Origin of the sequence: Alkaliphilus transvaalensis ATCC 700919, assembly GCF_000621485.1 — a bacterium.
GTDB lineage: Bacteria > Bacillota > Clostridia > Peptostreptococcales > Natronincolaceae > Alkaliphilus > Alkaliphilus transvaalensis.
On record NZ_JHYF01000002.1, the window covers coordinates 170,602 to 183,750 of the forward strand.

At 30.5% G+C, this 13,149-nt stretch carries 18 protein-coding genes and 1 pseudogene; 17 read left to right on the forward strand and 2 right to left on the reverse strand.

The window, feature by feature from the left end:
• Window positions 1-2 precede the first annotated feature (2 nt).
• The 15 genes from T335_RS0103070 to T335_RS19740 all read left to right on the forward strand — a co-directional run bounded on the left by T335_RS0103070 (window position 3) and on the right by T335_RS19740 (window position 10,464).
• Window positions 3-224 carry a helix-turn-helix domain-containing protein gene (locus T335_RS0103070; protein WP_026476226.1) on the forward strand — a complete coding sequence of 74 codons (222 nt, stop codon included), beginning with the start codon at window positions 3-5 and terminating at the stop codon, window positions 222-224.
• 294 nt (window positions 225-518) lie between these two features.
• Window positions 519-920 carry a hypothetical protein gene (locus T335_RS0103075; protein ID WP_026476227.1) on the forward strand — a complete coding sequence of 134 codons (402 nt, stop codon included), beginning with the start codon at window positions 519-521 and terminating at the stop codon, window positions 918-920.
• A gap of 114 nt (window positions 921-1,034) precedes the next feature.
• Window positions 1,035-1,331: a hypothetical protein gene (locus T335_RS0103080; protein ID WP_026476228.1), complete on the forward strand. Its 297-nt coding sequence runs from the start codon at window positions 1,035-1,037 to the stop codon at window positions 1,329-1,331.
• Between the two features lie 74 nt (window positions 1,332-1,405).
• Complete coding sequence (locus T335_RS0103085; protein WP_026476229.1) at window positions 1,406-1,930, forward strand: GNAT family N-acetyltransferase; 525 nt, start codon at window positions 1,406-1,408, stop codon at window positions 1,928-1,930.
• Window positions 1,931-2,189: 259 nt separating this feature from the next.
• Complete coding sequence (locus T335_RS0103090; RefSeq protein WP_051569106.1) at window positions 2,190-2,684, forward strand: GNAT family N-acetyltransferase; 495 nt, start codon at window positions 2,190-2,192, stop codon at window positions 2,682-2,684.
• 169 nt (window positions 2,685-2,853) lie between these two features.
• Window positions 2,854-3,678 carry a CPBP family intramembrane glutamic endopeptidase gene (locus T335_RS19730; RefSeq protein ID WP_034327581.1) on the forward strand — a complete coding sequence of 275 codons (825 nt, stop codon included), beginning with the start codon at window positions 2,854-2,856 and terminating at the stop codon, window positions 3,676-3,678.
• Between the two features lie 201 nt (window positions 3,679-3,879).
• On the forward strand, window positions 3,880-4,305 hold the full coding sequence (locus tag T335_RS0103100) for a GNAT family N-acetyltransferase (protein ID WP_026476231.1): 426 nt from the start codon (window positions 3,880-3,882) through the stop codon (window positions 4,303-4,305).
• A gap of 215 nt (window positions 4,306-4,520) precedes the next feature.
• On the forward strand, window positions 4,521-4,823 hold the full coding sequence (locus T335_RS0103105; RefSeq protein WP_026476232.1) for an ATPase: 303 nt from the start codon (window positions 4,521-4,523) through the stop codon (window positions 4,821-4,823).
• Between the two features lie 254 nt (window positions 4,824-5,077).
• Complete coding sequence (locus T335_RS22975) at window positions 5,078-5,293, forward strand: metal-dependent hydrolase (protein WP_408605159.1); 216 nt, start codon at window positions 5,078-5,080, stop codon at window positions 5,291-5,293.
• A 355-nt stretch (window positions 5,294-5,648) separates the two neighbouring features.
• Window positions 5,649-6,194, forward strand: a complete 546-nt coding sequence (locus T335_RS0103115; protein WP_026476233.1) for an RNA polymerase sigma factor — start codon at window positions 5,649-5,651, stop codon at window positions 6,192-6,194.
• Between the two features lie 6 nt (window positions 6,195-6,200).
• A complete protein-coding gene (locus T335_RS0103120) occupies window positions 6,201-6,905 on the forward strand; it encodes a DUF4367 domain-containing protein (RefSeq protein WP_026476234.1) in 705 nt (234 codons plus the stop codon).
• 236 nt (window positions 6,906-7,141) lie between these two features.
• Window positions 7,142-7,591 carry a hypothetical protein gene (locus T335_RS0103125; protein ID WP_026476235.1) on the forward strand — a complete coding sequence of 150 codons (450 nt, stop codon included), beginning with the start codon at window positions 7,142-7,144 and terminating at the stop codon, window positions 7,589-7,591.
• 26 nt (window positions 7,592-7,617) lie between these two features.
• The gene (locus T335_RS0103130; protein WP_026476236.1) at window positions 7,618-8,784 is read left to right on the forward strand and encodes an amidase domain-containing protein; all 1,167 of its coding nucleotides are present in this window, start codon (window positions 7,618-7,620) and stop codon (window positions 8,782-8,784) included.
• Between the two features lie 431 nt (window positions 8,785-9,215).
• Window positions 9,216-10,142, forward strand: coding sequence for a stalk domain-containing protein (locus tag T335_RS21480; RefSeq protein WP_026476237.1), 927 nt, complete (start codon window positions 9,216-9,218; stop codon window positions 10,140-10,142).
• A gap of 124 nt (window positions 10,143-10,266) precedes the next feature.
• Window positions 10,267-10,464, forward strand: coding sequence for a hypothetical protein (locus tag T335_RS19740; protein WP_026476238.1), 198 nt, complete (start codon window positions 10,267-10,269; stop codon window positions 10,462-10,464).
• 49 nt (window positions 10,465-10,513) lie between these two features.
• On the opposite strand, the gene T335_RS0103145 is transcribed toward T335_RS19740, so the two are convergent.
• Window positions 10,514-11,026, reverse strand: coding sequence for an ImmA/IrrE family metallo-endopeptidase (locus T335_RS0103145; protein ID WP_026476239.1), 513 nt, complete (start codon window positions 11,024-11,026; stop codon window positions 10,514-10,516).
• Window positions 11,027-11,181: 155 nt separating this feature from the next.
• On the opposite strand from T335_RS0103145, the gene T335_RS0103150 reads away from it, so the two are divergent.
• Window positions 11,182-12,042 carry a sigma-70 RNA polymerase sigma factor region 4 domain-containing protein gene (locus tag T335_RS0103150; RefSeq protein ID WP_026476240.1) on the forward strand — a complete coding sequence of 287 codons (861 nt, stop codon included), beginning with the start codon at window positions 11,182-11,184 and terminating at the stop codon, window positions 12,040-12,042.
• A gap of 587 nt (window positions 12,043-12,629) precedes the next feature.
• Window positions 12,630-12,896, forward strand: a complete 267-nt coding sequence (locus T335_RS19745) for a colicin E3/pyocin S6 family cytotoxin (RefSeq protein WP_034327584.1) — start codon at window positions 12,630-12,632, stop codon at window positions 12,894-12,896.
• A gap of 121 nt (window positions 12,897-13,017) precedes the next feature.
• Here the strand turns inward: T335_RS19745 and T335_RS21890 are convergent.
• Window positions 13,018-13,140: pseudogene (locus tag T335_RS21890) on the reverse strand (DNA cytosine methyltransferase); the annotation flags it as partial.
• Window positions 13,141-13,149: the final 9 nt, after the last annotated feature.

A 13,149-nucleotide genomic window follows, 5' to 3' on the forward strand; every position in this document is an offset into this window, starting at 1 on the left:
AGATGATTATCGTTAACTTGGATGTTATGATGGCAAAAAGAAAGATCTCTTTAACTGAACTAGCAGAGAGAATAGACCTTACAAATGCTAATCTATCAATCCTTAAAACCAATAAAGCAAAGGCCATTAGATTCTCCACACTGGAAGCGATATGTAGAGAACTACAATGCCAACCGGGTGATATTTTAGAATATAGAGATGACACAAATGAGGAAGATTCCTAATAAAATGTAGAGTAAAATAATATATAAAAGTATATCAATGTGAGTTGCTTTTGATTAAATATTTAAATGAATAAGCACCCTCACAAAACACCTTAATAAACCATAGCCAACCTGATGGTTTAGTTGAGGTGTTTTGTTTTAATAATTTTATTCATATTTTTGTAAAGTAGAAAAGACTTTAAAGATATGTCGAATTATAATGGAAAATAATAGACATTTTTAAAAGGTACAATTTGCTACTGTGTAGAATACTAGTTAAGGAAAACACAAATAGTTGGAAGGGGAGGATTAAACTTGAAGAGATTATTGGTTAGTTTGATTATGATTCTGATTTTATCAATTTTCACATCATGTAATTCTAACAATAAGGACAATTCTATAAAAGAAGGAACTTTTATTCTAGAACAATCAGGAACAATTATAGGGGCAGTCATGACTCCCCGGATTACCATTTCAGGTGATGATATTTCCTTTACATATGACCTTTTAAGCAGTTATTTTCCAACTGGTGACTATAAAATAGAGGAAGACATATTAACAATGATTACCCATGATAAATTATATAAGTACGTATTCAGAATAGAAGGAGATAAGCTTGTTTTTTTAAAAAGCCAATCGTCAGAGGTTAAGTTAGTAAATGATAGGCATGGTGTTAAGATAATAGACCAAGCCCAATTTAAATTGATAAATAATTAATCAAATAGATAAAAGATGTAAAGTCTAGTGAATACCTTTTATCATGTGGAGAATTTATGTTTTGTAGTTTTCTTTATGAAGTGAATTGATTATTTTAAAAGGAGATATTATCATATGTTAGCATTCATCGAAATAATAAGGGTTTTGTTTATATTAATATTTGGTACAGGTTTATTAGTAACTCTAGAAGTGTGGCTTTACGGATTATTAGATATAGCTTTATTAGAAAATTCGTTAGGATGGATGATAGCATTTGCAAATTTAATAATTGTTTTTGTTGTATATAGAAATAATTTGCAATTTAAAGGATGGTTTAAAAGTAGCAGGTCTAGTAAATTACCTAAATTAATTACAAGGACATTATTGGTTTTAGCAATGGTATTGATAATTCTTCCACTTATTAAAGGCTAAAATTAAGAAATATAAACTGAATGATGAAATTGAGTCGGTAGAAATAAATGTATTTATACAATGGGAGGATTAAAATGAATAGATTGAGATTAGTATTACCGTCATTAAAATATAAAGATGAACTTCTGGATTATAAAAGAGAATTTATTGAAAGTGGAGATAGCATGGATGGAACTGCAGGCTTGAGAAATGCTAATACTTTTGAAGAATGGTATAGTGCATTCTGTGATAATTTAAAAGAAGAAACTGTAGGAGAGGGGTTAGTTCCTGCAACTACATATATGGCTATTACTACAGATGATGAACGCTTGGTAGGAATGATTGATATAAGACATCGATTAAATAATTATTTATTAAACTTTGGTGGACATATAGGTTATAGTGTGAGGAAATCTGAAAGAAATAAAGGCTATGCAACAGAAATACTGGCCCTAGCTTTAATAGAATGTAAAAAAATGAATATTAATCATGTTTTAATTACATGTGATAAGGAAAATGTTGCTTCTGCCAAGATTATGATAAAAAATGGTGCTAAATTGGAAAATGAAATACCAGAAGGTGAAGGAATTACTCAAAGATATTGGATAACTTTAGATTAGGATTATGTGTATAGCTTTAGAATAGATATCTAATTGGTTTAGTAATTTTTTTATCGAAAAACCCCCTAGAAGACATTAAAAGTACTAGAACTATAGAAGGAACTATGGTTCGGGGAGTGTGGTTAACGAATGAAAGTCTCCTAGGAGAACTGGAAAAACTCAAAGAAAGCTACTAGCCTTTGAAAATGAAGAATTAGAGGATGACTGAAAGTAGGTCAAGAATCATGTTAATAGAAATACTTTGATAGGAGAGGATTTAGTGATTTTAAAGACAGAAAATTTTACTATAAGCGAGGCAACTAAAGAGGATGAAAAAGGGATTTTAGATGTATATAATTCAAATCAGCTTTTTCTTTTATCTCATATGGGGAGGAAAGAAGTAAGTCTTGAATGGTTAAAGCAAGAGCATGAGGAAATGAAAGAAATGAATTTTAAAACCTTAATCGTTAAAGAAAATTTCAATGATACTGTAATAGGGTTTATAGACTTTTGTCCAATAGAAGAATGCTATTTATCACTACTTATGGTGCATAATTTATATAGAAGTAAAGGATTAGGAAAAGAAATTTATGAAGAATTTGAAAACTACATAAGAATGAAAAAATTAAAGTGTATAAGAATTGATGTCGTTTATAATTACAATAAAGAAGTATTACATTTTTGGATAAATAGAGGATTTAACGAAATAGAAAAAACTCAATTGAAGTGGTCCCATAATTTACTAGATGCAATAGTGATGAAAAAAAGATTATAAAAAAAAGATTATAAAAAAAAGATTATAAAAAAAAGATTACAAAAAGAAGGTGAAGTGGGTTTAGTTGGAAGTGCTGAGAATTGCAGAAACGTGATCTGAAGTATATTAGTTTAATTTGCCTAGAACTTATCATTAATAGAAGAGAATACAGTTAGAAAGAGGGAAGTTAATGCAATCTATAAGTAAAGAAAAAAAATATATAAAGCAATATATTATTTCTGTGTATTTATTATTTTGGCTAGTGTTATTTCCATTATCGGGTATAGCAATATCAAAATTGGGTGGGGCACCATTAGTCATGCAGTTCTTGACAGCTATAAACTCATGGGTTCCTACTATAGTTCTTTTAATTATGTTTAAAAAGCTTTATCCAAATAGTACCTTAAAAAATTTTTACACAAATAGTTTTCGAGAACGACTAAATATTAGATTATTGATAGTGACGTTCTTAATTCAATTGTTAATTTTTTTGGTTAGTATATATTTTCTAGCAACAAAACAGGGTTTCCCAGTCAAGAATTTACTGGACTTATCTTCTTCTACAATTATCTCAGCTATTTTTTTTACTTTAATACAGGGAGCAGTTGGAGAAGAAAGTGGTTGGAGGGGATACTTACAACAAGCTGTTGAAGAAAAGTTAGGTGTAATTAAAGGATCAATAATAGTAGGTTTAATCTGGAATTTTTGGCATGCACCTTTGTGGTTTGTGTCTACAGGTTACAATGGAATTGAACTAGTAAAGTATATAATCGTGTTTAGTATATGCATTACATCGGTTGGGGTTATAATTGGGATTTGCTATCATCATTGCAAAAATTTACTCGTTCCTATTTGGATTCACTTTATGCTAAACTTCTATACGGAATTTTACCGAGGTGAATTAATAGATCTAATTTCAGTATTTGCATTAGGTTATATGATTTTGGCTTTAGTATTTATATATTGGCATAGATTATCGATAAGAAAACTTAATGCTATAGAAAAATTAAATTAGTAACGACATTAGGTTAGAGTTATGTGGATTATTTATATACCCATTTCTTCTAACTAAATCAGTCGTCACATTAGCTGTAGGCAGGGCCTTCACCTAGAGGGTGGCTCCGTCAAGAAGTCGGACAAAAAATGATATAAAAATTTGAAAAGGTGTTTTAAGACTATGGCAATACAAAATAAAATTGAATAAGGGGAAATTAACGTGAAAAATTTTATTATTGAAAAAAGTACAAAGGAAGAAGTGGGCTTAGTTGATGACGGTATTGTTAAGTTCAATTTATCGAAAGTTCCTTTTACCCAAGAATCAACCTTTGTAGCTATAAATAGAGTTATAAGAGGGAAGACGGGGGAATTAATAGCAGGGATTAATAGCATCTTATATTGTTGGAATTGTCTATATATAGACGTGCTATGGGTTAAAGAGGAGTATAGACAATGTGGGTATGGTGCAGCACTATTAATTGAAGTCGAAAATATAGCAAAAGAAAAAGGTTGTGAACTTGCGCATTTAGACACTTTTGATTTTCAAGCAAAAGATTTTTATCTAAAAAATGGATATGAAATTTTTGGTGTTTTAGAAGATTGTCCTTCGGGTCATAACAGATATTACATGAAAAAAAAGATCTAGATTCCATTTGATTATAATATAATTTGCTTTTATCTTTAAACTTTTCACCTATTTCTGAGCTTAGCCATTAATACATAATAAGTTAGCTTTTATCAATTTATCACCAGCATGCAGGATAATAAAATATCTATAGGATAGAGTATTTAACAATTACCTCTTCTAAGTCAGTTGAATAAACTGAAAAGATAGAAAGTCTTAGAGAGGGATTAAATCATATGGCAACAAAGGGAAGGATTAAACGATTATTTCCAGGAGGCAATACTTCGGTAGGCTTTTTCTCGTATTATCAGTACGTAATTGATTTAAAGGAAGCGAACCGACTTTACTTACTAAAGGGTGGCCCAGGGGTTGGAAAATCTTCTTTGATGAAGAAAATTGGTCACGAAATGGTAGAAAGGGGTTATGATATCGAGTTTCATCACTGTTCAGCAGGTCCTGAAGGGGTGGATGCTGTAGTGATACCAGCCTTAAAGGTTGCAATTATCGATGGCACATCACCCCATGATGCAGTCTCGTAAAGCAATTTTTAAAGAACCACCTACTTTATTTAAAGAGAAGCTTAGAAATAGGCTTTTTTTATTTGGATTCAATTCTTAGAAGGGAGGTGTAGTGATGCAGATTAAGAAAAGCTTTTTATATGGGGGTACAATAAAAGACCTTAGATATTACTTGAAATCATGGTTGAAAGAAAATAGCCCCTCAGCGGCAACTGAAGAGAACCTTCACCCATAGTTTAGTTGGTTTAGGCTTTGTAATATATATTTCATATCTTATAACTGAGTATTATAACTTTAAGAGCCTAGCTATTGGACTTTCTTTAGGATGTATTTTACATGTATTAGCAGACATATTAACCCATTCTGGAACGGCTTTATTCTTTCCATTTAGTAAGAAAAGGGTGAAAATGGCTGTTGTTACTACTGATGGGATCGTGGAGAAGGGAGTGTTTGCCATATTGGTTGGTGTGTTGGTTTTAAGGTATATGTAGATTCAATAACGTAAAACATATTTTACCAAAATTTAAATTCCATGTGATATAATTTAAAAAGGAGCTAATTGGTTCTAACAATTACTATAGAAGCTCTATACGTGAGATATTTATACAATAAAGCAGAAACTCTGAAGAAAAGAAAAAATGTATATGATTCTAATTATTTTGACAAGAGTTCAAATTAGGCAATTATTCATATTAGAAAATTAAAATCAAATGGAAGTGGTGATTATATAAAATTAATCTAGACCCTCCAATAAGTCATATTGAATATAATTACATCGTATCGAATGTCCAGGTTCTATATCTAATATTCATTAATTTTAGATGTGACGGGAGAGGAGGCCAAATTATGCTATCCATTTACATATCAATGCTTAACAATGAATACGATAAGAATACTTTGACTAAAATTTATGAAGAGCATAGACACGCATTATTGGCAGTTGCAATGAAAATACTTAACAACAGAACATTAGCTGAAGACGCTGTTCATGAGGCCTTTGTTTCAATAATAAATCATAAAGAAAAATACTTATATTTAGATTATAGGAAAACAAGAGCTTCGTGCGTTTATATAGTGAAGAACAAGTGCATTGATATAATCCGGAAACAAAAGCGCTATAGCGATGAAGATTTTGATGAGTTGCAAAATGAACTTAAATCGAGCGATATGCCTGTTGAAGAACAAGTGATTATGTCATCAGAGTATAAATCTTTACAAAATGCTGTGAAAACTCTAAACGTAATAAGTCAACAAGTGCTTCTTTTAAAATATTATCTTGATAAGAGTTACATTGAAATAGCCAATGAACTTGGGATAACTCCTAAAGAAGTCGATAATATTATGTATTACTCAAAAAAGAAATTAATAAATGATTTAATGAAAGCAAGGTGAGTTAAAATGAGTACTAGAAACAGCAATGATGTAGCATTTGAAGCTCTCTTACGTCAAGCAGTTATTGATAATTACTTGGAAGAAATAACAAGTATACCTTCAAATGAAGAACTTTATAAAATATATTCATTTTCGCCGGAGTTTGAATTAAAAATGGATAAACTTTTTTCAAAAGATAAAGCAAAAGATAATTTTAAGCAAATTTTGTATTACACAAAAAGAGTTGCCATACTTATAATGGCAACATCTACAATTTTATTTAGTGCATTACTATTTAACTCAGATGTTAGGGCATCAGTTGTTAGAGTTGGTGTAAATATATACGAGCAATTTACGTCTATCAGGTTTAATAATGCTACATATGTTAATTTGGCTGACTTTGAAATAAATATAGGGTATTTGCCTGACGGGTATTTCGAATATAGTAGAGAAGAATTAGGTGATGTGGGGATTATAACGATTACAAACAAAGAAAAAGTTCTTTATATCATCTATAGCTCAAATATGGACAATTTTGTGGATAATGAAAATCGTATTTTTGAAGAACGCATAATTAATGATGACATTGTTTTTGTGACTACTGCTACAGGCAAGGATTTTGATAATATTTTAATCGGAAGTATTGGTTCATTAACAATAAATATTGAAGGAGAGTTTGTAGCTGATGAGCTTATAAAAGTATTTAAATCAATTAAGATTGGTAAAAAATAATTGAGTTGAGAGAAAAGATGGTTAACGCACCATCTTTTTTGCTCCTGTGAAAGCTTTTCTATTAATAAAAAATAATTTTAAAAAAATAATTTTAAAAATTTAGGAAAAATGATTAGCCGAGCGTTTATATAGTGTAGGCATTTTTGAAAAATGAATTTTCAATAAACCTTTCAATGAGCGAAGAAATTATTGTTTTAGAAATTGCTTAACTTACAAAAAGAGGGAGGTGGTTATAAATGAATTTTAGAAAAATGTTGTCGCTTATGATTGTTGGATTGTTTATTATTTCACAAAGTGTTTTAGCCTCTACAGAAGTGTTAACACATGAATCGATGGTCACAAACGGGCAGTCCAAAATAGTTGAGATAGCTCCATTGTGGCTTAATATCAACAGCATTACTACATCGCTTTCGATATCAAATACCGGAGTTGCTTCCAGCAGTGCGATTATTAGCGGAGCAAAAGGTACCACTAGCATTAGTGCTATTTACAGCCTTGAAAAAAAATCTGGAAATACGTGGTCAACTGTTCGGACTTGGACAGATAGCACAAGTGCTACTAGGCTTACATTTGCAGAGAGTAGTAATGTAGCTGGTGGAACCTATAGGCTTAGTGTAACTGCTACTGTAGTTCGTAATGGGGTTAGTGAAACAGTTACTGTTATATCAACAGAAAGAACTCATTAAAATAATAAAATAACGGAGGTGTTATTATGTTAAAGAAAAGCAAAGTATTTTTAAGTCTTACTATGGTGTTCATTATGATGGTAGGTTTTTCTACTGCCTTCGCTACAACTAAAGATGTGCAAGCGGCAAGTGTTCTAAGCAAATACCAGCAACAAAAGATTTATGAAGCAATACAAAATCAATTAGTTGATACATATGGAGATTCATATATTTTTGAAAACTTCACCTATAAGATTTATGAAGAGAAGATTGTGGGAACTGATAGACTAGTTGACATTGACGTTTACGTAGATATGACGTTGACAAGATCTGTATCTGAAAATGCTTTTGTTCAAGGAATGCTTGATAAGATTGATGAGTTGGAAGGTATGGAGAAGTTAATTGCAGAAAATGAAATTAAACATCTTATAATGGATATTGAAGAAGCTTATAACAACACAAGAAATGTTCAAGTGCTTTACACCATTAAGTTAGGAAATTTTAGTATGGCGTCGACAGAAGAAGGTTTTGAGCTCTTTTCACGAATTGACTTCCTTGAGGAAGACGAATCACTTCTAACTAGCGTTGACAGTATCAAAAGTAGCAGAGAAAAGGACGAGGAAAATGCTTTTGATAATGGCTATAAAGCCGTAGAGGAAATGGTTAATAAGATTCAATTAAGGGACGAAGTAAGCAACTTAGAAATTTCTGTGAGTAGTGTCCAATATGATAGACTTAAAGCAAGAGACTGGGCCAGAGATAATAGGGCAGCAGAACCAGAGTACTCGAAGGCCAACGGTCATGGTAGTGATTGTGCTAATTTTGTTTCAAGGGCGATAAATCAAGGCGGCATTCCTCAAGATGTAAGCGGTAATTGGGCTCACTATTCTAATGGTTCTACTATAGGAGCCTATAAATACATAAATTGGTTTAGAACAGGATACAATAATAATGGTGGAGTAGCTCCGTATATGGTCGATAAGGGTTACTTTTACGAGGAAACAAGTTGGAATAAGGCTTTTGCAGGCTCAATAATATATAATACAAGCGCTAGTCATGTGGGACTAGTTACTTCTGGGGATGGGTCGAATGTTTACTATGCAGATCACTCTAATGTGAAAAAGTCTGGTAGAGAAACACTCCTTCAAACATCTAATGATCCTAATTTTAAAACATTTAAGTTCTACTTACCATATAGTAGTATACTGAAATAATGAGCTTTAGTGTTGACCTCTTAAAGAATTAACGCGTAGGACGGTATTTCTATAAAACAACGATACCTAATTAAGTTAAAATAAAAACTGTCTTTTAATAAAAAAAGGCAGTTTTTACTCAATTTTCCCATCATAAAATAGTAAACTATGAATAGCAAGTATCTTTTAATTATATAATTAACCGTGTTGTGGATTCGTCGTAAACTTTTTCGTGCATCAGCTTCGCTTAATTAACAAGAATAATCTTTAATTTTGATGGTTAAGAAGATCCTGCTATGGTTTTCTATTGCAACCTAATTGATCTAACTTTGTAGGCGATACGGGCTGACTCAGCATCAAAAAAGTAGGCAGTATTGTTTATTTTGTGGCAAAGTGTATTGCAGAAATATTTGATATTTGTAGATTTATAATACTTTTTGGAGGTAATATTTATGAAAAAAACTTTTTCGTGTTTGTTAATGACAATCTTAATTTTCTGTGCAAATAGTAACATTATAAACGCTTCAGATATAGAAAAAGGGAATCCGTCAGCAATTTACTTATCTGATAGAATTATTTTATCAAACAATGATGAAGTTGAATTGAAGGAACATGCTGCACTATTATTTTTGAACGGAACTCTAATAACTGATTATGAAATAATTATTAGAAATGACAGGACATTAGTACCTGTAAGGTTAATCGCTCAAGAATTAGGTGCTTCTGTGGATTGGAGCGAGAGTAATAAAGTAATAACAATTACAAAATCTCAAAAAGAGATTGCCCTTGCCATTAATAGTAATATCGCTTTTGTCAATGGAATAGATTATGAATTAGATTATCCAGCGATAATATATAAAGATTTAACGTATGTGCCCTTAAGGTTTGCTTCAGAAAATTTAGAGGCCACGGTTCATTATTCCCCATGCTTATCTAATGAAAACACATTTTATTATGATACAAAGATGCCAGTATCTCCTGCAGACACCATAATTAGAAACTTTACAAATATAATAATTGATGAAAAATATAATTCTAGTGATTTAATAACAAAAGAAGAAGCCATGAAAATAACTAAGGAGATATGTCTTAAAGGTCTTGAAAACTTTTCAAATAGCATGCGTGAAAATCTTGTGAGTTTAAACGAAAATCCTAATCGACTTGACAATGAATTTAAAGCCATAAAAAAAGAGATAGACAGAATGATGTATATCGGTGAGGTATCGAGATTTTATAAATTTACTATAGGCCCTTATGATATTTTGTTTGACAGAATTAATGGTAAAATATTCTTCGTAATTTATTCATCCGACACAACCGTTAAGGAAGTTAATATTAATGATCCTGGTTTATACTTACCAATTTTTATTGTAGGTTAGTCCCCCCTTGTAGACAAGACAAAATCGGATATTTAAATATCTAATTTTGTCTTGTTATCTATTTATAGAAGAACTCAAACATTGCCTTTTATAATCCATTATTTCGAAACAGAAGGTTATGAAAATGAGTTTGGAAGAGAGCAGCATATTTGTTGAGGATATTTTAAAAAATATAAAAGGAAAGTTTATATTAACTATTAACGATTACCCAGAGGTGCGTGAATGGTATCAAGGTTTTGAGTTTTTAGAGACAGAAGTGATGTACTCAGTTGAAAAAGAGGGGAAACGAAAATTTAGAGAATTAATAATTAAAAATTATTAGAGATAGCCGACTGGAACGTACTTCAGTCGGCTGTCTAATAGAATAGAGATTAATCTATAAAACCATTATAAATAAAAATAGATGGCAAGCTATGTAAATACAAACACCTTTCAGTATCAATTTCCCACACAGGCTTTATCTTGGCCATAAAATCAAATTTTTGAAGTAAAAGTTTTTCTGTAACCATAAAGTGATCAGCTAAATACTCGAGAGAAATTGATGGTTGCCGACTGATCACTTCCATTAGCGATTTTGTAGGAATAAGAAAGTCACAAGCCCACCTTAAGGCAAGAAGCTCCTTTTTATCCACTTCGATGCGATCTCTATAGGACATATACCTTCTAGGGGTTATGTCCCCTATAGTTGTCCTATAATGACCAATCTCTTCAGCTAAAACAGTTCTATATAGCCTTTCATTATGTTCAATCTCCTTATTTATAAGTATAATGTAAAACTCACCATCGAAAGAGTAATGTCCCAAAATGTGATCAGGAAGAGGGACAAAGCTTTTAATAATTTTGCAATTAATAATAATTTCTTCTAATTTTTCTGTAATTATCATGGGTACCTCTAGACACAGAACAAACGTTCGTCATAGTATTTATGTTAGCATATATTAACAACTATTTAAAGCATAATTATCAAAAAAGTCTAGTTACTTTTAAATGAAATTGCTACTATAATTAATATATATACTTATATATTAAGGAGGTTTGGATGGATACATATTTAATCAAAGGTTTTAGTTTATTAGGTGAGGAAATTAATGCAACATATAAGGCAAGTTCACCTGAAAAGGCACTTGCTCTTTGTGGTGATGAATATGGTAAGCTTAAAAAAGGCTATGAGATAGTGACGTGTAGCTTTACCGAAGTTATTAAAGTAAAAAATACTAACAAAAATATACTGAGAAATGATGCAATGGAAGAAGAAGTAATAGAACTTTGTAATAAGGTCACAAATAATGATAAAGGAAGTACTGGTGCTTATATAGAGCTGAAAAAAATGTTTAGACGTTTAATATTTGCTGAACTTGAAAAATATTGGTCTGATGAATCCTTTAAAACAAAAGAAGAAATGTACAATGAACTAGTTGACTATGTTATTTTTGAGTTTATTCATAGGTTTGATTCAAGTAAAGGTAAGTTGTGGCCTTATTTAAGGCGTGCTATTAGTGCACGGATAAAGAAAATATGGTCTAGGGAAAAATATGTTAATGCAGAAAGTTGTAAACGAAGGTCTAAGTCAGATGATATAAAGTACTATTTTGATCGACTTAATCAAGCTGAGACATATGCTGATGAAGAAAATGATATAGAAGTCTTAAAGAATATTAGTAAGGAAATAAATTTAGATACAAAATTAGAAACAAGGAGACAGTTTTTTCAATTAATAGTTAAAAATGATCTACATACGAATTTAAAAATACGACAAAGAAATATTATAGAATTGTATTATGGAGAGCGCAATTTAACAGAAAAAGAGATAAAAGTAATTCTAGGAGTAACTCAGCAAACAATAAATAAAACTAAATTACGTGCAGAAAAAAATATATTGAAAGAATTGTCTAAATTATAAAAAACGTCTGTTTTTTGAATTGATTGTCGGGGAACCTTAATCGTGAAAGTAAATTATAATGAATTTTATAAATTTAATAACTCAATATGCAATATGTACTTTAACTTAATACATTAATATAGTTATTGTTTTCTATTTTGAACTATAACTATATTTTATACGATTAATCAGATACTAGAAAGTTTGAGATCAAAAAGATTTTTCTACTCTTTTATTTGAAATCATCTTGAAATTGTAATTTTAAGTTATTGTAATTTTAAGTTATTTTTAGGTACAATAATTATCAATACATTGTCATTTTATTTAACCCAAATAAAAGACATTTTATTAAAGAACAATATTATTAACAATTATAAAAAATGAGAAGAAAGTGAACCTGCTAAGGACTTAGCAGGTTTTTTTTATTTTTTGAGAAATTTTTAAGAACAAATTAGTATATGTATTTAAAAAATTATCAAGTTGATCAAAATTAAATAGGAAATTTGCCCATAATTTGGGCTTTTTTTGTTTTTTGAACTTCATATAAATTCGACCAAGCGCCTTTTATCGGCGCTTTTTTTATTTTTTGAAAGAAAGGAAGATATATAATGATTAATTGGGCTGAAACACCTGCTTCACAATATCCTGCACTAAAAGGCTTAGAGAAATTAAAGAAGCGATGGAGGAAGGGCAATTACTCTGAAAGTATATTTTATGACCGTAAAAAGAAGTTATATTACCATAAAGATCCACTACATGGTGAGATTGAAGTCTATGATAAAAGAGGATGCCATAAAGGTGTGATACTTCCAACTGGAGAAGTACATCCTTTTAAAGGACAAGTACCTAGTAGAACGATTAAAGGATTAATATAGAAACCACTTTTTTACAGAGTATAAGTTTTTTACAATAAAAAAGTGGCTGTATTGTATTGTTTACAAAAAAATACAAAAATGTGGAATAATATTACACAATAATATATAATAAAAGAGTATTCTAGAGCATATTTTGCTGAGACATTATTTGGATCATTTCTCTAGCAATAGCTCTTACGACAGGGACTGCTACTGAATTTCCAAATTGTTTATAAGCTTGACTATCGGTTGCTGGGATAAAGAATTCTTCAGG